Source organism: Spirosoma utsteinense (genome assembly GCF_014282275.1).
GTDB classification, from domain to species: Bacteria; Bacteroidota; Bacteroidia; order Cytophagales; family Spirosomataceae; genus Spirosoma; species Spirosoma utsteinense.
Window position 1 is genome coordinate 13,540 of sequence record NZ_VFIA01000002.1, and the last position, 25,406, is coordinate 38,945.

Here is a 25,406-nt window from a genome sequence, read left to right on the forward strand (position 1 = left end):
GGCCGCTTGCTGTCAACGGCCCGGCGCACCACCATTGGGTACTTGCATGAAGAATTTTGATAGTATAATCTGCGTTGGTCAAACACCCTGGGAAGGCGATTTCCAGAAAGCCATTGTTCAGTTGATGACGGAATTGTCTGTCCGGCATCGGGTTCTGTATATCGACTACCAGTATACCCTGAAAGACTGGATGATGAGTGTGACCGGCAGACGGGTGGTTCCCGTTGGCACCCTGTTGCACCGGGTCGGCGCGCTCACGAAGAAGACGTTCGAAAATGGCAGCGAGGTGTATGTATGGGTACCGCCCATGATGTTGCCGGTCAATTTTTTGCCGGCCAAACTGCATGACCGGCTGCTGCAATGGAACGTGAATCGGCTGCTGAAAGGAATCCGGCGGGTAATGCGCCAGCTGGACTTGAAACAGCCACTGGTTGTCAATGGGATGAATCCCGTTATCGGGTTGCCGATGCTCAACCAACTCAATGAGTGCGCCACCATCTATTACTGCTTCGACGAAATTACCCTTTCGCCCTGGATGAATCGGCATGGAACACGGTACGAACCCCTTTACCTTGAGCGAGTCGATGCCGTTGTGACAACGTCGGAGACGCTGTGTCAGGCCAAGTCGGTGCTGCAACCCAACGCTTACTGTGTTAAGAATGGGGTCAATTTTGATCTGTTCAACCAAAGTCGCCAGTTGATCGATACCGAACCAGCGGCTGCCCCCGTTGTTGGGTACCTCGGCACCGCCGACGACCGCATCAACATCGACATCGTTGAACATTGCATACGAACGATGCCCGATGTTCAGTTTCAGTTCGTGGGTGAGGTTCACGAACCTAAACTGACCCAGCGCCTGTCGGTGTATCCCAATGTAGCGTTCATTCCACCCCATCAGCCAGCCGAACTCCCTGCGCTGCTGGCCCGGATGAATGCGGCTATGATCCCGTTCGTCTGCAACCCACATACCTATACCATCTACCCGTTGAAGATCAACGAATACCTGGCGGCAGGGTTGCCAGTTGTTTCAACCCCTTTCTCCCTGCTGGGCGATTTCGATGGGGTTATCCAGCTGGCCAGTACCCCCGATCAGTTTGCGCAGGCACTGCGTAACGCGCTGGGCGACACCAATCCTGCCCGTATTGAGGAACGGGTAACTATGGCAAAGTCCAACTCCTGGGAACGGCGCGCGGAAGAGTTCGAAGCCGTGATCCGGCATATGGAACTAGCCTGACAGCGCTACCGGGCACCTGTTTACAGGCGAACCCAGGATGAGGGCACCAGATCCTTCGTATCCCAGTCGGGCTTGTTTTTGAACCACCGCGCCGGGGTTATAACGACCTTGTTTTTATCCCCGTTGAGCCAGGCTCCCCACCAGCTGAAGGAACTGTTGGCAATGATATGGTGGCTGCACAGGCTCATCAGCTGCAAATCATCGAGATCGGCATCAGGACCGGTATTTCGCACGAAAACGTGGGGCTGGCTCGGGGCCAGCGACTCCGCTACCCAAGCCGGATCGTCGCTGAACAAAAAGAGGGTAGCCGCCGGAAACTGAGCCGTTAAGCGAGCAATAGCCGCCTGGTAGTACGTTAATCCAACGAAGCCAAACGACTGGCTGAACTCAGGATGACTCACGTAGTCACCCCGCCGTATGTGTACCGATATGGGTTGCACTGCGGCTTCGATTGCCTGCCGGTACGCGGCAAACGCAGGACCCGGCTGCCGCTGAAAGGTCAGTTCACGACGGATTATCGTCTCGTGGGCAGCGAAGTAGCCCTCCGACTGCCAGAATCCATCCAGCGTCACAAACCGGTCGGTAGTATCCAGCACGGTTGGATCGACATGGAAGTGCTTTTCTTTTACCCAGTTCACCAGCGGCTTCAGGGTCCGGTTGGGTAGCAGTCTGGTCGCTTTCGATACATAAAGATAAGGCGACGTGTTGAGCACCTTATAGTCGATAGCAAACCGATCCAGTTTGAATGACCTCGGCGTATCGGTTGCGTAAAGTTGCTTGTAGTAACTCAGATCGAAGTACAGGGGCGTGTTCGTACGCTGGGCCAGGCTGCGTCCCAGCGCGTACTGAAACAGCTGATTGCCCAGCCCACTCGTTATTCTGGCAATGATCATACAACGTCACATTGGGGGTGAAGGTAAATTTCGGGGCGCATCGGCTGGCCTGTCAGAAGGTTTTCAGGTGCTGAAATACCTCGTCTCTGTTTCTGGCATGAAGGATGGTAGCCCCCGACAGCGCCGGAAAGATCGTGGCGTATTCGTTGAAGTGGTGTTCCAGTCCACCCCCCGGATGCGACAGAATCAGGTTGATGCCACCAAAATAACTGGCCAGAGCGGCCGTACCACCGTGCATGGAGATAAACCGGTTGCAGTTGGCATAGACCATCAGTTGAAGGTGATTGAAACTCTGCACGTTATCCCGGTGCTGCTCATACAGATCATTCATCTGAACTACTTCCGGATGATGCTCCCGAAGCCATTGGTGTTCCTTCAGGTCCATTGTCTCGCTGTTGTCGCCCACAATCTGGGTAGCCAGCGGCCGGTTATAAACGATCTGGTGCGTTGCCTTGAACATCGTTACGATCCGGTCCAGCGCGGGTATATCCAGAAAATTGACCGGCGGCTTATCCCACTCGATATTGTACTTGTTGGCAATCACCAGCAGGGGTTTATCGAACGCGAACACGTCGTTTTTATACTGATCCCTGAGCGGCACGCGGGCCCATTTCGTGAAGTCGAAGGTGGGGCTATGGGTCATGTTCGGCACCTCGTAATAATCGTATCCGGCCTCCCAAATCCGCTTGTCGTATCGTTCGAGGTGGTTTTCGCTGAAAAAATAGAAGGGCTTTGTGTTGCTACAGGAGATCGTTTGCCGAAGGGTCCCATTCAGGTGGTGCCAGTAGGCAAATGGAAGTACATACCGTAACTCCTGGTCGAACTCGCCCTGGTAATCGATGACTTTGTAGGGCGACCTGGACACATAATCACGACCAGCAAATCGCAGCTGGTTGAGTCGGCAGAAGTAATTATCGCGGACAAAATAGCGTAGGTCGCGCCGAATGGCCGGGTACTTCAGAGCAGCTACGACGTAGAGAAATTTGAGTACCAATCGTTGCATGAACGAGCTTGTTATTCCGATGCTGAAGATAAAGAATACCAGCCAGGCGACCCGCTAAACAAGGGCCATCGGCTAAGTTGACCAATAAGGACGCAATGTACTTAATCACCACCAATGAGACGGCCCGAATCAAGGGTATAAAACACGGGAACCAGCAAGGAAGGCCCGGGATCATGATAGGCGATGGCCGCAGGATACCCATCGGCAACGGCAAAACCAGTCACCTCCCAGTGCCCCATCCCACCAATCAACATAGCCTCAGTCCTATGGGTACCCGGCAGGGAAGGAATCTGGTCGAAGGCGTCGTCCATACCTTTGCCCGTTGCTTTCACCAGCGCTTCTTTCCGGGTCCAGAGTTGATAAAAGCCCAGACGTGGATTGGAACAAGACTCAATATACTGCTGTTCGCGGGAGCTGAAACTGATCTGGCTCACATCCTGAAACGGAAATTCAGGACTTATCCATTCCAGATCAACGCCAACGTCGATTCGCCCAATGGCAATCAACAGCCAGTCACCGGAGTGGGATACGTTGAACTGATAGCCCTTCGGGTTGACTAACGCCGGCTTTTTAGTAATGCCCTGCACAAACTGAAGCTCATCAGGGGGCTGGCGCACAAATTGTCCCAGGAGCAGCCGCAGCAACCCCCGCGTACAGCGAAACCGAATCTGGTCGTCGGCCCGGCGGTATCGGTCGGCCCGCGCCCGCTCGTAGGGCGACAGAACCAGGTCCAGATGCGCTAACCACCCGGCCGCTTCTGAAACGGCAATCCGAAAGACAGGTATGTTGTGGTTCAGGGATGTGTCATTCCCTGACCAGATCTGCCATGTAACCGCTGGTAAGGCCGTACAGGTAACCGTTGTCGTGTCCATAACTCTGTTTTATACGCTCCGGCGGTTACGCCCGATACAGCCTGCAAGTCCATATCATTGAGTTGTAATTGACTAATTCCATCGATAATAGGGTGACGGAAAGGCAGTTTATCGTCTTAATTGATAGTTAGCCTATAGGTAAAACAACCAGTTAACAAGACCCTGTTTAAAAGCAGGCTTGTAAACGTTTACCTGACTGCCTGCTCCCCAGGTCTTACCCTTTTACCCAGCCCTTCGGGGAGCGACCCTTCCTCTATCTCCTAGCCCAGATGAACATCAAGCAACTGACTAAAAGACTGCTGCAAACTACGTTTGGCTTGAAAACGTATCTATACTGCTTCTCAATCTACAAAATTCATACACTCCATCGGGATTCGAACGAGAAAATCATGTTCACATTTCTCGATCTTATTCCAAACGATAGTTTGATTCTGGACATCGGTGCCAATTTAGGTTTTGTTACCTACCACCTGTCCAAAAAGCAGGGCTGTTCGGTCATTGCTTTCGAACCGATCCCTATCAACTACAGTGTGCTTACCCGAATGATGGCGTCCAGGAACCTGACCAACACGACCGCCCTGCCTTATGCCCTGGGGCAGGAATCGGGCGTACTTACCATGGTGATGCCCTTCCATAACGGGGTTCCCATGCAGGGGTTAAGCCATGTTACCGATGACACCAGTCAGGAAGCAGGGTACCAGTTTACTGTACCCGTAAAACGACTCGACGATCTCAGCGAGATCCACAACAATGGTAAGCGGGTAGGAGGCATAAAAATAGACGTCGAAAACTACGAGTATTATATTTTACAGGGGGGCATAGAACTCATCCGGCAGCACAAACCCGTGATCTGCATCGAGCTATGGGAAGATCAAAACCGCGCCCGCTCGCTGGCCCTCCTTACCTCGCTGGGCTACGTTGTCTATATTCTGGTCAACGATCAGCTTACTCCGCTAATCGATAACCTGACCGACTCAACTACAATCAATTATATCTGTATGGCGGCCTGAACGCCACCCGTCCAGACCTTTCTGGTACTATGATAGTTTCGACACATAACCGATTCAATTTACCGGGACTGCCTGCCACACTGGTGCGGGCCGTCTTCGTTGGCCTGATCGGGTTTGTTTTTGGATATAGTCAACCTGCATACGCCCAGGTTTGTCTCGACTTTGCCCGTGAGCCTGCCTTCAGCCAGTCGTTTGGACGGGTCGGTGCGGGTGTGTCGCTGGCCGGGCGGACCAACTACCCCTATTCGGCAGAAGCCTGTCCGCTCGATGGCTCATACACCATCGCCGATGCGGTTGATGGTAACTGCTTTCTAACGCTGTGGCACGACATACCCGAAGACCATACACCTAACGACGCGCGGGGCAACATGATGATTGTCAACGGGTCTAACAGACCGGTGGAGCTGTATACACTCCCGCCGATCAGTTTGTGCAGCGGCACCACATACGAGCTATCGGTCTGGGCAATAAACCTGCTGGAACCCCGTATCTGCTCCGCCCCCCTCCTGCCCGAACTGGCCATTAGCGTTGAAACGGCAAACGGGCAGGTGCTCCAGTCGATCAGCATCAGCCCTATTCCGCAAGCCGTAACCCCCGACTGGAAGCGGTATGCTACCCTGTTTACGGCACCCGAAACGACAGAAGCTATTGTTGTAAAGCTCATTAACCTACAAAGCACCGAAGGCTGCGGCAATGATATGGCGCTGGATGACATCCGGCTGAAACAGTGTGGTGCCTGCTCACCGGCACCCATGTACGTACCGGGTGCCTTCTCGCCCAACAACGACGGCCTGAACGATCAGCTGGCAGTTATCCTGCGCGAAGCCACTGCCTACTCGATCACCATCTTCAATCGCTGGGGTAGTCCCGTTTTTACCAGCGATGCGCTGAACCAACCCTGGGATGGAACCCATAGTGGTACGCCCTGCCCCACGGGAGACTATACCTGGGTGATCAACTACCAACTAACCGACGCCACGAATATAGCCCGCAAATACGTCAAGACCGGACGTGTTCTTTTGCTACGCTGACAACGCATTATAGTGGAAGCAACCGGGATGAAACCACACATCCGTCATCAACCATTCATGAAAAAAAACCTGCTTACACTTACAGCAACCTGCTTCGCCCTGTTACTCTTTGGCGCAACAAAGACCTGTACCTCTGCGACTCCCCCCGCGCTACGGTTCGTTCAGGGCGCACCGACCGCCAGTGGTAAAATACCGATCGACGCCAGGCGCTGGTATCAGGTCAATAACGTCAGTGATGGACTCGATGGGCTGTTCGACGGCATAACGAATGTACCCGTCAATACGGGTTACAACAAAATGTTGCCCAGCTACGACGCGTATTACCCACTGCTGCCCGGCGAAACGATGCGGATCGAGCAGATAAAATTTTACGATGCCGAAGGCTCCAATACCGATGCACCGCTGACGCTCTCCATCATTACCGATACCTGGCAGCGCATTCCCATTGCCCGCTTTCTGGGCGATAAGTATCAGGAATGGGTAGGTCCCGACCCGGCTAACCCGGCAGAATTTGGCCTTAAAACGCCCATTTCAAACGCCCGATACCTGGTACTGAACACGTCGGGGTCTTACCCATCCGAAATGGAACTGTACGGCACCTATCAGGCAGGAACTGTCCCTACAGCGGCCCCACCGCGCTTTACCCCCTTTAAGCAGTCGGTAGGCGTCAATGCCTTCGAGTGGAATTTTGAAGAGTCCAGCGCGCCCTGGCAGATTGAAGAAACACGCATGCCTGCGGTGAAAGTGTTTTCGGCCATACGGCATTATATGGACTGGGAAAAGCTGGAGTCCATACCGGGTGAGTACACCTTCAATCCAACCTATAGCGGCAGCTGGAATTACGATCTCATTTATGAGCGCTGCCAGAAAGAAGGGATCGAAGTGCTGGCCTGCCTCAAAACGATTCCTACCTGGATGCAGGAAACTTACCCCGTTGGCGGACGCGATCACGAAAACATTCCGGCTCCGTACGGGCGGGATCTGCTGGCACCCAGGTCCTATATCGAACAGGCCCGGGTGGGCTTTCAGTACATGGCCCGCTACGGCCGCAACAAAAACGTGGACCCCGGCCTTGTTAAGGTCAGCGCCATAAAAAGCTGGGCGGGCACCAACGTTGCCAAGATCGGCATGGGCCTGATCCGCTACATCGAATGTGAGAACGAGCGGGACAAGACCTGGAAAGGCCGCAACGCCTACCAGTCGGGCCGCGAGTATGCAGCGAACCTGTCGGCGTTTTACGATGGACATAAAAATACCCTCGGGGCAGGCGTAGGCGTCAAAAATGCCGACCCGTTGGTGACTGTTGTGATTGGCGGGCTGGCGGCCTCCTCCACCGACTATGTACGGGCCATGATCGACTGGTGCCGCGAGTTTCGTGGCTACCTGCCCAACGGCCGGGTCAACCTCTGCTGGGACATTATCAATCAGCACCTCTATGCCAACGACTCCAAGAACTCGCAGGGTGGCGGCTCAACGCGGGGAGCAGCGCCGGAAATATCGGGTGTAGGCGAGCAGGCAGCCGCTTTTGTAACGCTGGCGCATCAGTACGCCAACGATATGCCCGTCTGGATTACCGAGGCCGGTTATGACGTGCATCCGGGTAGTCCGCTCAAAGCTATTGCCATCGGGTCTAAAAGTGTGCTGGAGACCCAGGCCGACTGGATTCTGCGGACAGCCCTTCTGTACACTCGCGTAGGCATCGACCGCTTGTTCTTCTACCAGCTTTATGACGACAACCCCCTTATCCCGACTCAGTTTTACTCGATGGGGCTGATCAATGGCGACAAAACGCGCAAGCCCGCGGCCGACTACCTCCATCAGGCCAGCCAGCTCATCGGCGATTATCGATTCCGGGAGACCCTCAACCAGGACCCTATCGTAGACCGCTATGACCTGAACGGACAATCGGCTTATGTACTGGTAGTACCCGACGAAAAAGGACGGACCGCTACCTATAATCTGGCCATACCCAAAGGCGATACGGTCCTGATCTGTACGCCCGCTATCGGCCGGGAAACGATGAATCAAAAAACGCAGGTCAGCACGACGGGTACTATCACGGTGAACGTGAGCGAAACACCCGTGTTTGTCCTGCTCTCGAAAAAGGGCAGCAGCGCAACGGGAAACGAGTTGGACGGCCAGCTCGGCTCGCTGCAGGTGTACCCAACCCCGACATACGACTTTTTGACTCTGTCTCTCGAAAACAGCGTTACCGATCCCGTATCGGTGGCCGTCTACGATTCAGGAGCAGGTCGACATCAGCGACAGTTTACCTTTACGAAAACAGACCAGACATTTCGGGAACGGATCGATTTAAGTAACTTGCCCTATGGAATGTACCTATTGGAAGTACGGCAAGGTCAATCACGAGTAGTACGAAAGATCCTTAAGGTTCAATAAAATGTAAACCTGATTGGATTACGTTAATCATTTTCAACTCAATGGGGCAATTGTAGCCGATGCTTTTTTCATCAAAATGACATATCCAGCGAGTATGACAACTCTATTTGCATGAGTAACGCGTCAAAGGCAATGAACGGGGGGAAGTGGATCACCATCGCTACCGTCATTTCAACTCTGTTTCAGTTCGTTCAGGTAGCTATACTGGCTCGTCTGTTGAGCCCCGCCGACTTTGGTATTGTTAGTATCAGCAATCTGATCATTGCCTTTTTCCAGATCTTCGCCAACCTAGGCTTTTCCAATTCCATCATTTACAAACAGGAAAGTGATCGGCGGGTATTGTCGACGCTTTACTTCCTGAACCTGATCGTTGGCATTGTTATTTTTGTCATCATCTACCTCAGCGCTCCGTATATCATTACCTTTTACAGTGAGCCTAAGCTGGAACGGGTTGTCAAGCTGGCGTCCTACTACTTCCTGATCGTTTATTTCGGTCAGCTTTACCTGTTCCTGCTCGAAAAAGAACTACGCTTCCGCTCGGTTGCTATCATCGACATTGCCGGTACGGTTATTGGGTCGAGTGTTACGATTACACTGGCCTACAGCGGCCTTGAGGAACTTTCGCTGATCATCGGTTCGCTGGTCATGCAAACCGTGAAAACCGTATTGCAGGTCCTGTTCGGCGTGAAATTCTTTATACCAACCTGGTTTTTCAGCCTGCGCGATATAAAAGAGCACCTTCGATTCGGGATCTTCAACCTGGGCGATGGGCTGCTGGGCTTCGTTCAGTCGAACGCCGACACGATCTTTATTGGCGGGATGCTGGGCGTGAAAATGCTGGGCTACTACACGATAGCGGTCCAGCTGGCTATCTTCCCGATTGGTAAACTAAATCCTATCATTTTGCAGGTAGCCTACCCTATACTGGCCAAAATGAAAGACAACCATGAGAACCTGAAACAGTCTTACCTGAAAATTCTGGACTTTATCAGCTATTGTAACCTGCCACTTCTGGCTGGCTTGTACATCACAGCCGATAGTGTTGTCCCGTTGTTCTACGGCCCCGGCTGGGAACAGACGATCGGCCTGATTAAAATCTTCGTGTTTGTCGGCGCGTTTACCTGCCTGAGTCACCCGCTGTTCACGCTGGCCTTCACCAAGGGCAAACCAAATCTGCTCTTCTACCTGAACCTCGGTACGCTCATCGTGAAGTTGCCGCTCGTCTATTTCCTGGGTACTTATTATCAGGTGACCGGGATTGCAACCGCCTTTCTCCTGGCTACGTTTCTTAACCTGGTGATCAATTTCGTCATCGTTCACTACCTGATCGGCGACTTCATGGGTGTCTTTCTGAACAACATGGCCAAACCGCTGGTGTTTTGCGTCATTATGGTCGGTGCGGTGGCGTTGTATAAAACGCTGGTAGGCTATGAAGGGCTGGCCAATACCATTGCCGAAGTACTGGTTGGGGGAGCTACCTACGTTGCGTTGACGCTGGCTTATAAACTCTCGTTTGCCGAAATTAAAGCCTACCGCCAGGCTTTGTTATAAGTGGCCTGCCAACAGAGGCAAGGCCCCTGCGCCGGTGCCATACGGGCCCGCGTCAGGCCGTGCTTTTTTCCGAAAAAAATTGTTCTAACCGGCGTTCCAGATCCGGAACGGATACCAGAATATCTTCTTCCAGCTGACTGAACCGGTTTTCACTTTCAGGCCCGAAATAGTGCGCTGAATAACGCAGGTCCAGTTGCCGGGCCATGTACAGGAAAAAATCAGGGACGTAATTGGATGAGAACAGTTCAACCAGGTGGGTTCCAGGCCGACACCAGAGTATGTTGGTAAACGATCCGCCATGGGGACCGATTATGAACGATGCATTCCGGTAGATTGCTACCTGCTCGGCAACCGTTCGTGGCCGATCCTCGATGATCTGGATGTCGTATTTTTTCAGCATGGCAATCAATGCGTCTTCGTTTACAATACGACGACGGCCCGACCGGCTGATATAGATCCGGTTCGATTGATATGCATCTGTCTCTAATTGAAGCTCGATCTGTCTTTTCAGGGCCATCAGGTCTTCCATATTTGGATAAAACCAATGCCCGCTATTTCCCAGGATGCACGTAGTAAATCGCAGATCGGTCGATCGACTGTCGAAAATCTGCCCCCCGCTAAATCCTATCAGTGCCAGCAGTTCCTGTTCATATGCTGTATTGAATAAGGGGTATGCTACCACCGCCTGATTGAAAACATCGGCAGGCAACGCTTCTTTAATGCGGCACAGCTTCCCGGCAACCAGCACCAGGTAGTCATAGTATCCGCCAAACCGCACACCGTCCAGGTAATGACTCCAGGGAGCAATGACGGTATCGACGTCCCGGATAGCACGCGGCTGTAGCGTAACGAAATCGCTCAGTAACCGTTGGTTTCCCCGCCAGTCCAGACACAGCACTTTGCTTTCACTGAATAAAGCCCCACAGCGTAGTAACGTTGCTTTGCGGGCGTTGGATTGGTACTGCCAGACGTAACCCGGCTCAGGCATAGCCGTTGTACGGCCGAAAACGAGTTTATCGGCGTCAATAAAGTCGTTCACATCAGGCAGGACGGCCTGGTCGCCGGGGGTGGCAGCTATGCGATAGGGAGACAGGAAATCGATGGACTCTTCTTTACCGAGCACCTCGAATCCCATCCACCTCCCCCACCCTACCAATTGCCTCCTGAGACGAGCCTTGACTACGTTTACGACTACCTGATTCATGCACTATGGGTGTAAGTCGGATTACTCTATTTATATCCTATATACTTGTATCCTTTTGACGTTTGAAAGGCTCATTCGCAACCAGCCAACTGTTACATAATTTTTAGTTTTTGCGCAAGCGAACTGCTCATTTGGTAACAGAAAACAACCGATCAGTTACGCATACGAGTACCGTCCCCGATAACATACGGGTTAACGCAAGCACCTAAATTTGCCATGTCGGGCAGCACTATCGGGTTACTGGCAGTGGAATGGAAGAACCTACAGGCCCACGTTTGTGTCTAATGCCGCCTGGAGAGCCCGGGCAAAATGACGGTCGTTTGGCGGAAGCATCATTTGTTTATGATCGCCGGGAACATCATGTACCCGAACGCCTTTTCGGGCATATTTTTTCCAGCCCAGGTAGTTTGGATCATCCACGAAGTAGCGCCGGACTTCGGCCTTGAACAAATCGATGGTCCCATCGTATGGTTTCAGCCGGTAGTTATTGTAAGCAATTTCGTGCTTTTCAATAATGCGATCCATATGGTCGGGGCCCGCTTCGGTCTTGGGTTCGGGCACGCCAGCTACCCGGCTCCGAAGGCTACCCAACTTCCATTTTACGTAAGACCGCTGGTAACGGACGGTAGCGCTTGGCTCTTTGGCAAATGACCGCATTATCCACATAAACTTGGGCAACTGACGCGATGCCTTTATGCCAAGTTTTTTAATGACCGAATAATGGGTCATCGATTCTTCGGCATTGGTATCGAACATGGCCAGCATCTTCACGTCTTTACCCATCTTTTTGAGCTGCCGCGCCATTTCCAGCGCCACATAGCCACCGAACGAGTAACCGGCAATAGCATACGGACCAGCCGGATTCTGGATCAGTACCTCGTCAATGTAACAGCCCGCAATGGCTTCTATGCTATCCAATGGCTCTTCAACACCATCGAGACCACGCGCCTGCAAGCCATAAATAGGCTGTTCGATATCCATATTATCGACCAGGCTCTTGAAATTCAGTAGGTTTAGCCCAATACCGTGAATAATGTAAATGGGCACTTTTCTACCCTGTGGCCTGATTGGAACCAGTGATTTGAAGACAGTTGCCGGTTTATCATCCTGGAGTAAGGAAGCCAGTTTCCGTATAGTCGGATACTCGAACAGCGTCGACAGCGGCAACCGCCGACCGGTTGCTTTTTCGAGCCGGGTCATTACCCGAACGGCGATCAGGGAGTGTCCGCCGAGTTCAAAAAAATCGTCGAGCACGCTAATCGATTCCCGACCCAGTATATCTCTCCAGATCGACAGCAGCAATTCTTCTTCCTTCGTCTCTGGTCGGAGCAGTTGAGCCGGGTCGGCCGGGGTTGCCTGCACCGGCTTTGGCAGCGCTTTCCGGTCGATTTTGCCATTAGGGGTGAGGGGCAACTGCGACAATAACAGAAACTCAGCAGGCACCATATAGTCGGGTAACGACGTACCAGCCTGCTTTTTCCAGATTCGGGCCTGTTCCGGCGATACGGCATAGGCAGCGCCGGGCTGGCCGGTCGATTCCGGTGCATAGGCCGGCAGACGGTCGGCATCGACAACGATATAAGCGACCAGACGCTGATCGCCGGGCCGGTCTTCGCGCGCCACTACCACCGCTTCGTTGATATCGCTGAGTTGGCTGAGGGTATTTTCGATTTCGCCCAGTTCAATGCGGTACCCCCTGATTTTCACCTGCTGATCGATCCGGCCCAGGCAATGGATCTCGCCCGTTTCGGTAAACTGGCCAAGGTCACCGGTCCGGTACATCAACCCGTTTCCGGTGTCGAACGGATTGGGAACAAACCGCTCCGCCGTTAACTCCTGTTGATTTTTGTACCCTCGGGCTACGCCATCACCGGCAATATAGATCTCTCCAACCGCCCCTTTCCGCACCGGATTGAGCTGTTCATCGACGATGTACACCTGCGTGTTATTGATCGGCCGGCCAATGGTAATGAGTTTATCACCGTCTGTGATTTGCGTACCCGTCGAATAGATCGTTGTTTCAGTGGGGCCATACATGTTCCAGAGCGTAGCACAGCGGGGAATAAGTTGCCGGGCCAGCTCGTTCGACATGGGTTCGCCACAACATAAAATCCTGAGCGGCAAACGCGTCTGCCAGTCTGCCGCCAGCAGCATCTTGTAGGTAGCGGGGGTAGCCTGGATAATGGTTATCGACTCCTCGGCAACAGTCCGGTCCGACAGGCGCTGCAACAACGCCCGACCATCTCTGGCCATGGCAGCATCGGCCAGTACCAGCGTTGCCCCCGTTAACAGGGGCAGGAAAAGCTCCAGCCCGGCAATGTCGAACGAAACAGTCGTAACCCCCAGCAGCACATCGCTATGATCGATACCCGGCCAGTCGATCATGCTGTAGAGCAGATTGACAAGACTGTGGTGTTCGATCATCACGCCCTTGGGCTGACCCGTTGAGCCGGACGTATACAGGATATAAGCCAGATCCTGGCCCGTTACGGTCGTGGCGGGTGGCGTGGCCGGATACAGTTCCAATTCGGTCAGTGTCTGCTCAATCAGCCATTCAGGGGCGCTGTGTGCCAGTCGGCCGGCGTATTTCTTCGACGTGATCACTAACCGGGCTGCCGAGTTGGTCAGCATGTAAGCGATCCGGTCGTGAGGATAATCCGGGTCGATCGGCACATAAGCCGCACCCGCTTTCAGGACAGCCAGGAGGGTAACGAGCAGGTCGGTGGATCGATCCAGCATCACGCCCACCATATCACCCACCTGGACACCACTGCGTTGCAGGCAGTGGGCCACCTGACTGGATGTTTCGTCCAGCGTTTTGAAACTCATTCGGTCCTGATTGACGATCAGCGCCGTTTTTTGCGGATATTCAGCCGCCGTCTGCGTGAGTAACTGATGCAGGGGTGTGTGCCGGGGATACTCGGCCTGGGTTTTATTCCATTCGGCGATGACCGTTTCTTTTTCCGGCTCAGGAGTCAGCGGAATCTGATCGAGCTGGATGGTGGGGTCAGCCACAACCGCCCTGAGCAGCCCTTCGAACTCAGCCATCATCCGGTCGATGGTCGTTTCGCTGAACAACTGGGTGTTATACGACCATTCCAGCATCAGGGCTTTCTCGGAGCCCCCGGCATTCAGGAACAGGTCGACCGATTCATACTGCCGTGGGTTGCTGATGAACGTGTAGTCGAGGCCGTAAAAATTGACATCGTCGACCAGCCCCATGTCTACGTTGAAGATCACCGGTACCAGCGCCACCCGTGACGGGTCCCGGGCTACCTTTATTTTTTTGAGCAGACTGCCAAAGGTGAGCTGCTGATACTCGAACGCATCCAGCACGGCCTCTTTACGCTGCTTCAGAAAATCGATGAAGCGAAGGGTGCGTTTGGGGAAACTACGCAGAGGCAGCAGGTTGACACAGTGCCCAACCAGACGGTAGTTCCCGGTAGCCGACTGCCCGGCCGCCGGCAAACCCAGCACAATATCTTCCTGACCGGTCAAGCGATGCAGCAACACCTCAAATGAAGCCAGCAGTGTAGTCACAAAACTGCAACCCGCTTTAACACCCATTGCTTTTACCGCCAGCACCAGCGCTTCGTCCAGCGGGTAATCCCGCCGATTGCTTTTGTACGTACGCAGCGCAGGCCGGGGAAAATCGGTCGGCAAGTTCAGGACCGGTACGTTTTGCCGGTACTGATCGATCCAGTAACGCTCAATTTCCCGATAGGTCTCACTCGTGGCAAACGTCTGCTGGTCGGCTGCGTGCTGACTAAACAAGGGTGCCTCGGGCAGGGAGGGAGTCAGGTGCTGGGCATAGGCCGAATAAAGCGCACTTAAATCCTGCATCAGAATACCCAGCGACCAGCCGTCGCAAACGATATGGTGCGCGGTGATGGTGAGATGATGGGTTTGTTCAGCCAGTTTGATCAATCCAATCCTGACCAGCGGACCTGTTTGCAGATCGAACAGGTGCAGCGCATCCTGCTTCGTATGATCGGCAACGATCGTGGCTTGCTCGACCTCGGTTTTGTCGGAGCAGTCGAGCCAGTTCATCTCGGCAGGGCCATCGCGAAAAATGATCACCTGCGAGCCGTCGGTGCTGAAAGCCGACCGAAGCATTTCGTGCCGGTCCACTAAAGCGCGCCATGCCTGTTGCAGCGCCGGTTTATTCAGCGCTCCGGTAAACCGCAGGGATATGGATTCGTTGTAGGCACGGCTGGCGTCGTCACCACCGAGCAGGCAAGCCGTTAAAATTTCCAGTTGCGGCTCGGTTGCCGTTGCCAGGCGCAAAATAGCAGGACCGGCAAACGGATCGAAGTCAACCGCCACAAAGTTCATATGGGTCGTAGTATCAACCATCCGAGTTCAATTTAATTCGACCTGTAGATACTTACCGGGCTGATCGGGATTGGGCATAAACCAGGCCGCATTCCCATCCAAATCCCGTCCCAGACGGGCACCAGCAACAGGGGGTCTGTTTTCGGAGACGATCATGTCTGCTACCGGTTTCTTTGGGGTTTCCGGCTTACTTCCAGCATAAAATCCGGCATCGATCAAGGCGTCGATACTATCGGTAAATACAGCAACGACCCGGTCCATGTCCACATCGGTATGGGCTTCGGTCATGAAACACGGGAACCCATCCCAGATATGAATGCCTTTCTCGCGCATCAGGGTGAACAGAAGCTCATTGTAAGGCACGTCCTGGTTGAACTTTATCTTCCAGAGCGAGCCGTAGTGGACAACATGAAAGGGTAAGTTCCGGCGATCGATAACGGCGTTCATCGCGTCGGCAAGCCGGTTGGTTCGCGTTGTCAATCCCTGCTGAAGACCCGGTCCGGTGTCTTTCATGTATTGCAGTGAGGCCCGGGCTGCGGCCAGTGCCAGCGGATGTCGGACGAACGTACCGGCGAAGTACGTTACGCCTACCTCCGGCACGGAGTCATCGCCGTATTGCCAGAAACCCCCATCGAGCGCGTCCATGAATTCACGCTTACCGGCAATGACACCGATCGGTAAACCAGCACCCACCACTTTGCCGTACGAGGCCAGGTCGGCCTTAATACCAAACAGCGCCTGTGTGCCGCCGGGGTGCATCCGGAAACCCGTGATGATCTCATCGAAAATCAATGCCGTACCCGAAGCGGCCGTAATAGCCCGTACCTCGCGTAGAAACTCAATGGGCACAAACTCAGGCCGGCGGCTTTGCACCGGCTCCACCAGCACGGCTGCCAGTTCGTTTGCCCGCTCCCGAATAATCTTCAGGCTTTCGTCGGTACCGTAGTCCAGAATCAGCATGTTCTGCACCGACTCCGGCATGATACCCGGTGCGGCCGGGTACGACTTCAGTTTTTTTGTACCCCGGATAAGGACCTCATCCACAATGCCGTGGTACGAACCGGAGAACGCCACGATCAGCGACCGGCCCGTCACCGTCCGGGCTACCCGCATAGCGCCCAGCACCGCTTCAGAACCGGTACTGCACAGGGCCGACCGATCGGCACCCGTCAGCTCACAAACCAGACGGCTCACCTCACCCGCCAGTTCATGTTGCGGGCCAACTTCAAATCCATTCTCGACCTGTTCGTGCAGCGCCTGTTTGATCAGGTCGGGCTGGTAGCCAAACATGTTGGAGCCAAACCCGTTCAGGACATCGATGTATTCGTTCCCGTCGATATCCCATAACCGACTTCCTTTGGAGCGGTTCATAACCAGGGGATACACAATTTCTTTGGTAAGTGGCCGGAAGCCCGACACCACACGCGGATCGGCCATGTGGGGTCTATTTTCCTGGGCGTAGGTCTTGCTGCCCTTTGTTTTTTGGTTGTAGGCCTGCGTAAGCTGCTTCAGAAAATCGTGTTGTTCAGCGCTCAGTCCCATGGCCTGCCGGTCAATTCGGGCAGTGGCACCAAACGGCTTTTTAAGTTCAGCCTCTTCTTCAGGACTCAGGTCGGGCCGGACCGATAACGCGGGAGCTGCTTTCGGGGCGGGCGCAGCCGCTGGTTTAGCCGCTACTGGCTGCGGTATGGCAGCCGGAGCTACCGGGGACGGGGCAGCGGGGGCAACGCCCTGTAAAATAGCCAGCTGCCGACCCAGCAACTGTAGCTGCTGAGCAATCAGACCCAATGCGGAATCACCATCAGGAGAAGCCATCATCTGTGGAGCCGGGGTCGATGCAACAACCGGCGTCGGCGCAACAGGTGTATGAACAGCCGGAGCAGGTGTAGCTACTGGTGCCGGAACGGCAACCGGCTGATACACATCGGCGGGCAAATGCTGATCCAGGTACACGGCCAGCTGACCGGGTGTAGCGAAGTCACCGGTCAGCTGGCGAAACGTAATCGGCAATCCAAACTCACGCTTGACGGTGAGGGCCACCTGGGTTAACAGCAGCGAATCGAGGCCAATTTCCAGAAAACTCATGTCTGGCGTTACGCCATCCATTTCGATACCGGATGCATCTTCCAGTATATCCTTGATTTTATCGACGAGTAGATCGTTTCTCATAGGAACCGGTGTGGATTGGGTTTCAATAATCGTAGGTACTGGCAACGGAGCCGCCATTAAAGTTTGAGGATCAGAATAAACCGGGGCTACAGGGTGAACGGGATCGACCCAACACCGCTTACGGTCAAAGGCATAGGAAGGTAAAGAGACAATGCTGCGGTTCTGGCCTGCGTAAAAGGCGTTCCAGTCAGGTGCCAGACCGGCCATCCAGAGCTGACCCGCCGTTTTCATTAGTGCCGTATAATCAGCCGACTGACCCTCATGTTTTACCAGACTGGCCAGAATGGTCAGGGGACGGCCACTGGCCTGCTGACGGGCGAGCGTAGCCGTAACACCGCCGGGGCCAACGTCGAGCAGCAGCGGATTTTCCAGTTCAAAGAGGGTATTGAGCGCGTCGGCAAAGCGCACCGTCGACCGCAGGTGTTTGGCCCAGTAGTGGGGATCAGTCGCCTGCGCATCGGTCAGGTAAGCGCCTGTTACGGTCGACACGATCGGTTTTTGGGGGCGGTTCAGCGTCACCCCGGCTACGAGCGTCTCAAAGAGACCAACGATGGGGTCCATCATGGCCGAGTGGAAGGCATGACTGGTAAGAAGCAGCCGATTGGGTATCTCCTGCTCATCCAGCAACCGGACGAAATCGGCAATGTGTTCATCGGGGCCAGCCACCACACACAGGCTATAACTGTTGATGGCCGCCACAGATAGCGTTGGCGGCAGCATCGTTTCTATGACGCCGACATCCATCCGTACCGACAGCATACTACCGCGAGCCTGTTCACTTACCATACGACCGCGGGCGGCAATCAGGGCCAGCGCATCGCTCAGGCTGAACACCCCCGCCAGGTGAGCCGCTACAAACTCGCCAATGCTATGCCCGCAAAAGATTGTCGGTTCAATACCCCAGCTCATCCACAACCGGGCCATGGCATAGCTGGTCACGAACAGGGCTGGCTGCGTATATCGTGTGTTTCTGAGCCACTGCTCCGCTTCAGATGTGGCCGTTTCGGGGTATATGACCTGCCGGATATCGACATTCAGGTGCGGGAGTAACTGCTCGGAACAGTCGTCGACAGCCTGACGGAAAACGGCTTCGTTTTCGTAGAACGTGCGGCCCATATTGAGGTACTGCGCCCCCTGCCCCGGAAACATAAATACCACCTCATCGGGTAGCGATCGGCTGGCTGGCACGGCCGTTGTCAGCCGCAGCTGTTCTACCAGTTCGGTGGCTGTAGCGGCAACGGCAAAGCGCCGATGGCTGAAATCGACGCGCGTCGTCTGGAGCGTAAAGGCAACATCGGCCAGGTTCAGGTCGCGGGGTTGCGTCAGGACATCGGCCAGCTGACTGCCGTAAGCATCCCGGCTCTTTGCCGTTTTCGCCGACCAGGTCAGTAACTGTACAGGTCGTGGCTGCAATGCCGCCCTGTCCACAGAGGCACTGTCCGGCTTAAGCTGATCAGCACGGCACTCTTCCAGAACGACGTGAACGTTTGTCCCGCCCACGCCGAACGAACTGACGCCCGCCCGGCGTAGACTTTCTGGTTTCGATGCCCAGTCGATGAGTGTTGTATTGACAAAAAACGGGCTGTTGGCAAAATCGATAGCCGGGTTGGGCGTGTTGAAACCCAGCGACGGCGGAATTTGCCGGTGATGCAGCGCCAATGTGGTTTTGATAAAGCCAACTACGCCTGCTGCCTGCGTCAGGTGGCCCATGTTGCTCTTAACAGAGCCCAGCGCACAGAACTGCCGCTCCGTCTGCTCGCCAAATGCGCTGATGAGTCCATCTACTTCGATGGGATCGCCAACGGGTGTAGCCGTCCCGTGGGCTTCCACATACGTGATCGTGGCCGGGTCGACGCCCGCATCGGCAATAGCCATGCTGATCGCTCCCGCCTGTCCGTCGGCGTTGGGGGCGGTGAAACTTCCTTTGCCTCCCCCATCGTTATTAACGCCAATGCCTTTGATGACAGCATACACCGTGTCGCCGTCGCGCCGGGCAGCCTCGGCATTTTTAAGCAGTACCACCCCGGCTCCATCACTGAAAACGGTTCCCTGTGCATCGGCATCGAACGACCGGCAGTGACCGTCTTTACTGAGCATGGCCCCTTCCTGATACAGGTGGCCGCTGTTGACCGGCACGGTAATAGAGGCTCCACCCGCCAGCGCTACCTCACACTGACCACTGCGGATGCTCTGAACGGCCTGAGTAATAGCCAGCAGGGATGTAGAACAGGCCGAATAAACGCTGACCGCAGGCCCTTTGAGGTTAAGCTGGTAGGCTGTTCGGGATGCGATGTAGTCTTTTTCGTTGACGGTCATCACCTGAAATTCACCGACCTGATCGACCAGATGCTGATTGCCCAGCACGTTGTTCAGGTAATAGGTATTATTGCCACAACCGGCAAAAACGCCCACACGCCCGCTGTAATGCTGAGGCAGGTAGCCCGTTTGTTCCAGCGCTTCCCAGGCAATTTCCAGAAAGACCCGTTGTTGAGGGTCCATCAGTTCGGCCAGTTTGGGCGTTATGCCGAAGAAGAGAGCGTCGAACTGATCGGCATGATCGATAACCCCCCTGGCAGCCACATACAGCGGGTCGTTTTTAACCCGGTCGGGAATGCTGGTGTCCAGTTCATGGGTGGCAAAAAAGCGGGTTGTTTCTTTACCTGCCTTCAACACATCCCAAAGCTCATCGATGGTATTGGCACCCGGAAAGCGGCCTGCCATACCAATAACCGCCACATCGGCACCAGCAGCCTCGACCCGGTTCGGGCCGGCTGACGAACGGGTCGACGGAGCAGCCCCCTGCGGCTCCATGTACCGGGCGATACCAGCCGCCGTTGGGTGCTGATAGAGTCGGGTAATAGGTAAGGTATAGTGGTGCTGTTTCAGAGCAGCCACCGTTTTCTGAGCCAGCAATGAATTGCCGCCCAGCTCAAAGAAATTATCGTCTACGCCAACTCGGTCGAGCTGCAACAGGCTGGCCCATACACCCGTAATTGTTTTTTCCAGTGCCGTTCTTGGCTTGCGGTATGGCACAGCGGCATCCGGTCGCCTGCGTTCCGGAGCCGGCAATGCCTTGCGGTCCACTTTACCGCTGCTGGTTTTAGGAAACTCATCCATCCGGATGAAGTGGGCAGGAATCATAAAATCGGGCAGCAACTGCTCGATAGCGGTGCGGAGCGTACTTATCTCCGTATCCGGCGTAGTAATGACGTAAGCGATCAGGGTTTTAGACCCCACTACATCCTCGCGGGCAATGACTACGGCTTGCTGAACGCCCGGCTGCTGAGCGAGCGCCACCTCGATCTCACCCAACTCAACCCGGTTACCCCGTATCTTGACCTGATCGTCTTTACGGCCCTGAAACTCGATCGATCCATCGGGTAGATAGCGGGCCAGATCGCCGGTACGGTACATGTCGACCGGCCCCAGTTGCTGGTGTGCATACCGGCTAAACTTTTCTGCTGTCAGTTCGGGCTGGTTCAGGTAACCGCTGGCCAGACACACGCCACTGATACACAGCTCGCCCACCAGACCATCGGCCACGAGCTGTCCGTTTTCGTCCAGCATAAACACGTCGATATCCGCAATGGGTTTGCCAATGGTGGGTATCGAAGGCCAGTTCAACGCGTTCCCTTTCAGTTTATTTTCTGTAACCCAGATACTGGCTTCCGTTGGGCCGTATACGTTCATGAGCGTACAGTTGGTCAGAGCCTCGAAAAAACGGGCGATCTGTGGAGTGATCTTAAGTAGCTCCCCCCCTGTTATCACGTCGATCAACCCGGCGGGATACTGCTGTTCACTATCGGCTGTCTCGGCCAGATACTGTAAGACGACATAAGGCAGGAACACGCGGCTTATGTGCTTTTGATCGATAAAATTCAGTAACCGTCCTGCATCCAGCCGGTACGAATCGTCGATCAGGTAGAGCGTTCCTCCACTCAGCAGGGGAACAAAGATCTCCTGAAATGAGGCATCGAAGCTCAGATGGCAAAACTGAAGCGTATTCAGAGCGGGGGCCGCTTCTGAATGCGCCAGTTGCCACCGTAGCAGGTTAGTTAGCCCTTTATGGCCCAGGCAGACCCCTTTAGGCTTGCCGGTGGAGCCGGACGTATAGAGCACACAGGCCGTTTCGCTCTGATGGGTGACGGATTGGTATGGAAACGAATAGCCGTTCTCCGACAGGGTTACCCACAGACCCAGCGATTCGAAGGTAAGCAGGTCGACTTCCGTTGTGAGGCAGGTTGTAACACCCGAATCGGTCACCAGTTGCTGCAGTCGCTGGGTGGGGTAAGTTGGGTCGAGTGGCAAGTAGGCTTTCCCCGCCTTCAGGATAGCCAGCATACCAATGACCATCTCGATACTACGGGTAGCACTCAGGCCGATCAGCTCCTGATCGGACGCGTAGTGGAGCAGTGTCTGGCAAAGCACATCGGCGCGTTCATCCAACTCCCGATATGTGATCTGCCGGTCGCCGAAAACGACAGCCGTACGGTCCTGGTGAGTCAGAACAGCCTGCTCAACCAGGTGATGGACCAGCCATGGAGTAACACTTGCCGATTCTGAATCAGCATCAGGGAGAATGAGCATAGACGTACGTTATTTCAATTCTACTTACTCATTTACAGAGCGTTACGCTGAACTTGAAACGACCGATCCGGATTACTGGAGGCTTGTTTGGCATCGGCCCGACCTGGCATGTCGATGTAGTTTTCTTCGACCCGGTTCAGCACGGTTAAAATGGGCTGCTTCGTTACGCGTACATACAGAGAGAGCAACTGCTTTTCGATCCGACTCCAGGGGCTGTTGGCCGATACGACCAGCAGCGACATAGCACTGTTTTTGAGCAGATAGACTGGTATCTGGTTGTTGACAAGCGCCGGCAGTTCCAGCATGATACGGTCATACTGGGTAGCTTCGAAACCCTGTTCAGCATCGATAAGGTACTCGACACTCGTCACGTTCATGAAATCGGGCCGTACCGTATACGGAAAATAGGTAACGCCGTTCTTTAACTCGCGCTGTTCTTTACCCGTTTGGCGCGGGTAGCAGCAGGCTACCTGTAGGTTGGCGTCACTGTAAAGTTTATTCAGTCCATCGACAACCCAGCTTTTTCCCTGCTTACTTCTGATGCTGAACACAGTGATGACAGGCGGGTACACTTTGGTTGTTATCTGCGCAATTTCAATATTGATGGCATTGACGAGTTGCTCGAACATGCTTTGGGCCCCCAGCGTTGCTTTCGAAAAAACACCGGGTTTCGTCACGGTTGGAAATACGGCCGCAATCGGCATACCGATCATTGACTCCCCCTGCTCCGGCGAATGAATACCTTTATCCAACCAGAAGCGCAATGCCGTCAGCAGCAGCGCCAGAAATAGACCAACGCCCAGGGCCACAATAATCAGTTGGGTCCGTTTGGAACCCTTGGGTACCAATGGAAAATCAGGAGCGTCCAGCACTTCCAGCGTACCGCCAACAGCCACATCCTGACGACGGGTGCGTGATTGATCTACGCTCTGAAGCAGCGCCAGATATTCTTTCTCGGCCACGCCCAGCTCCCGGTTAAGTTGCCGCAACTGCGACCCCAGGGGGCCATACGCATTTGTCTTTGCCTGATAATCGGACATCCGCTTCTGGTATAGTTTCAGCCGGGCCGATGACTCTTCGTATTCCAGGTTTTTAGCCAGCAGATCGGTACTGATGGTTTGTTGCGGAACGGATTCGGCGGAGTTAGTAGCCGCATCGTATTTCTGAGCGCTAACTTTAAGATCCTCGGACAGTTGCGCTACCGTGGCCTGTAGCCGGACAAGCACATTTTTTGGCTGTCCGTAAGCCCGGGCATTAGCTAGTTTATTTTCGGCATCCGTCAACCGTTTCTGTTTTTCGCCGATATCGTTGTTTGCCGCCCGTACCCCACCTTGCTGCCCCATACGTTGCGTGAGCGCATCCACAGCCGCTTTGGCCGCATTCCGCCGGCCAAGTTCCTGGTTATACTCACCATTCAGCGCTTCCCGCGAACTGGCTACGGTTCGGGCTTCTTCATCATAATCGAGCACCTTGTTCCGGATACTGAAAGCTCTGAGGTTTCCTTCGGCACGATCGAGCGCTTCCTTGGCCTTTTTAAGCTTGATTTCGTAATAGCCGACAACAGAATTCGTTTCCGACGTTTTAAACAAAGAATACCGCTTGTTAAGGATGTCGATCGCGTACGTGAGCGTTTGCTGTGTCACCGCCGGATCGTCGGATTCGTACTCCATGAGCAGGACGTCGTTGGTGTTCTTCCGGGCGGTTGCCTGTAGGTTGGCCCCGATCCGCTGAATCGAATAATACGTATTCGACGTGAGGAGCAGTTTTTTGATGGGGTTGTCGCTCTGTGTTTTCGACAGGCTGTCCAGTGTCCGACGCAGGCTAACAGGATCATCGCCATGTTCGATCAACTGCAACCGGAGATCGAGCGGCACTTCCTTTTCAAGTTGTTCAAAACCCGCTGTTCCAAGCACCAGGCTATCCGGCTGCTGTAGACGCAGGTGGTCGGTCAGCAGGCTTATACCCACCTGAAGCAGCGTTTCCTTTGAATTCAGTGTAGTCAGCAGGTTATCAAACGCGCTGGACGACCGGTCGGGAAGGTTTCCCTGTCGATCAGACATCAACGAGTAACCAGACGCCAGGCCTGTGTATAAGGTAGCCTCTGACTTATATACGCTCGGCTCGTTCCGGGTCATATACAGAGCCACTCCTGCTGTTACACAGGGAAAAAGAATGAACCAGATCAGATTCTGTTTCAGCAGGCGTAGAAATGCGTCGAGTGTCATAGCGATTCAATTAATTTCGTTTCAACCGTTGGATAGGAACGCCAACCATCGTTTCGAAGTAGTGAACATTCTTGAGAAAATCTCCTTTCACCTGCTCAGAAGTGGTCTTGGTTTCCACATAGCGGTTAGTCGCATTAGCCAGGATATCGGCGCTGATACGCCCTTTTTGAAGTTCTACTTCAGCAATCCGGTACGCTGCCAGCGAAGCCTGTTCATCGATCAACCGGAGTTTCAGAACCTGCTGTGCCGTAATCATATCCTGGTAAATGGTAATTAGCTCGCGCTTCAACTGTAACTCGATCGTTTCTTTCTGAACAATCGAAGCCTGGTAGTTCGAATAAGCCTGCCGTACCAGATGTTTCCGTCCGAAGAGGTCAAAGAGTGATATGCGTAAATCGACGCCCACGCGGTAGCCATTAGCGAGCTGCCCGATGGATTCCCGGCCCGATGGTATTGTTGCACTCGTTGCTAAAAGGGTTTGATTACCACCCGAGTAGTTGGCAAAACCAGATATGTTCTGAAGAATCTGAACCTTGGAAACCGCATAGGCCGAATTCAGCGAATTAGTGATTTCATTCTGGTATTTGATCAGCGGAGAGTGCAAAATAGCCACTTTCATCACCTCGTCGAAGGGCATCAGCTGAACGGCTATGTCCTGGTCAATATCCAGATAAAGTGTGTCGTCGGCCAGGCCGGACGAAGCCCCAAACGAAACGAGCCGTCGCGCCCCTACAGCCTGCGCAGAACAATCTATGTTCGAGAACAATCCAAACAGGACAAGTAGAATAATATGATAAAATGAAGCACCAGGTAAAGGCCGGTAAACGTGAAGTTTCATATGCGAACTTGTGTTACTGAAGGATGTATGCTACAGACGCTTAAAGACAGTAGC

13 protein-coding genes are annotated in these 25,406 nt (G+C 54.0%); 5 read left to right on the forward strand and 8 right to left on the reverse strand.

Annotated elements, in window-relative coordinates:
- Positions 1-46 precede the first annotated feature (46 nt).
- A complete protein-coding gene (locus tag FH603_RS01410; protein WP_186735308.1) occupies positions 47-1,234 on the forward strand; it encodes a glycosyltransferase in 1,188 nt (395 codons plus the stop codon).
- Between the two features lie 20 nt (positions 1,235-1,254).
- On the opposite strand, the gene FH603_RS01415 is transcribed toward FH603_RS01410, so the two are convergent.
- The 3 genes from FH603_RS01415 to FH603_RS01425 all read right to left on the reverse strand — a co-directional run bounded on the left by FH603_RS01415 (position 1,255) and on the right by FH603_RS01425 (position 4,002).
- A complete protein-coding gene (locus tag FH603_RS01415) occupies positions 1,255-2,127 on the reverse strand; it encodes an alpha-1,2-fucosyltransferase (protein WP_186735310.1) in 873 nt (290 codons plus the stop codon).
- Between the two features lie 52 nt (positions 2,128-2,179).
- Positions 2,180-3,130: a hypothetical protein gene (locus FH603_RS01420; RefSeq protein ID WP_186735312.1), complete on the reverse strand. Its 951-nt coding sequence runs from the start codon at positions 3,128-3,130 to the stop codon at positions 2,180-2,182.
- 101 nt (positions 3,131-3,231) lie between these two features.
- Positions 3,232-4,002 carry a 4'-phosphopantetheinyl transferase family protein gene (locus FH603_RS01425; protein ID WP_186735314.1) on the reverse strand — a complete coding sequence of 257 codons (771 nt, stop codon included), beginning with the start codon at positions 4,000-4,002 and terminating at the stop codon, positions 3,232-3,234.
- A gap of 269 nt (positions 4,003-4,271) precedes the next feature.
- Between FH603_RS01425 and FH603_RS01430 the strand changes: the two genes are divergently transcribed.
- The 4 genes from FH603_RS01430 to FH603_RS01445 all read left to right on the forward strand — a co-directional run bounded on the left by FH603_RS01430 (position 4,272) and on the right by FH603_RS01445 (position 9,994).
- Positions 4,272-5,012: an FkbM family methyltransferase gene (locus FH603_RS01430; protein ID WP_186735316.1), complete on the forward strand. Its 741-nt coding sequence runs from the start codon at positions 4,272-4,274 to the stop codon at positions 5,010-5,012.
- Positions 5,013-5,041: 29 nt separating this feature from the next.
- The gene (locus FH603_RS01435; protein ID WP_186735318.1) at positions 5,042-6,043 is read left to right on the forward strand and encodes a T9SS type B sorting domain-containing protein; all 1,002 of its coding nucleotides are present in this window, start codon (positions 5,042-5,044) and stop codon (positions 6,041-6,043) included.
- 57 nt (positions 6,044-6,100) lie between these two features.
- Positions 6,101-8,443, forward strand: coding sequence for a T9SS type A sorting domain-containing protein (locus FH603_RS01440; protein WP_186735325.1), 2,343 nt, complete (start codon positions 6,101-6,103; stop codon positions 8,441-8,443).
- Between the two features lie 111 nt (positions 8,444-8,554).
- Positions 8,555-9,994 carry an MOP flippase family protein gene (locus tag FH603_RS01445; RefSeq protein WP_186735327.1) on the forward strand — a complete coding sequence of 480 codons (1,440 nt, stop codon included), beginning with the start codon at positions 8,555-8,557 and terminating at the stop codon, positions 9,992-9,994.
- Between the two features lie 52 nt (positions 9,995-10,046).
- Here FH603_RS01445 and FH603_RS01450 read toward each other — a convergent pair whose 3' ends face one another.
- From FH603_RS01450 to FH603_RS01470, 5 genes are all read right to left on the reverse strand, one after another.
- Positions 10,047-11,198: a glycosyltransferase family 61 protein gene (locus tag FH603_RS01450; RefSeq protein ID WP_186735329.1), complete on the reverse strand. Its 1,152-nt coding sequence runs from the start codon at positions 11,196-11,198 to the stop codon at positions 10,047-10,049.
- Between the two features lie 261 nt (positions 11,199-11,459).
- Positions 11,460-15,554 carry a non-ribosomal peptide synthetase gene (locus FH603_RS01455; protein WP_186735331.1) on the reverse strand — a complete coding sequence of 1,365 codons (4,095 nt, stop codon included), beginning with the start codon at positions 15,552-15,554 and terminating at the stop codon, positions 11,460-11,462.
- A gap of 6 nt (positions 15,555-15,560) precedes the next feature.
- The gene (locus FH603_RS01460; RefSeq protein ID WP_186735333.1) at positions 15,561-22,289 is read right to left on the reverse strand and encodes a polyketide synthase; all 6,729 of its coding nucleotides are present in this window, start codon (positions 22,287-22,289) and stop codon (positions 15,561-15,563) included.
- A gap of 32 nt (positions 22,290-22,321) precedes the next feature.
- Positions 22,322-24,514, reverse strand: a complete 2,193-nt coding sequence (locus FH603_RS01465; RefSeq protein WP_186735335.1) for a GumC family protein — start codon at positions 24,512-24,514, stop codon at positions 22,322-22,324.
- Positions 24,515-24,524: 10 nt separating this feature from the next.
- A complete protein-coding gene (locus tag FH603_RS01470) occupies positions 24,525-25,352 on the reverse strand; it encodes a TolC family protein (RefSeq protein ID WP_186735337.1) in 828 nt (275 codons plus the stop codon).
- Positions 25,353-25,406: the final 54 nt, after the last annotated feature.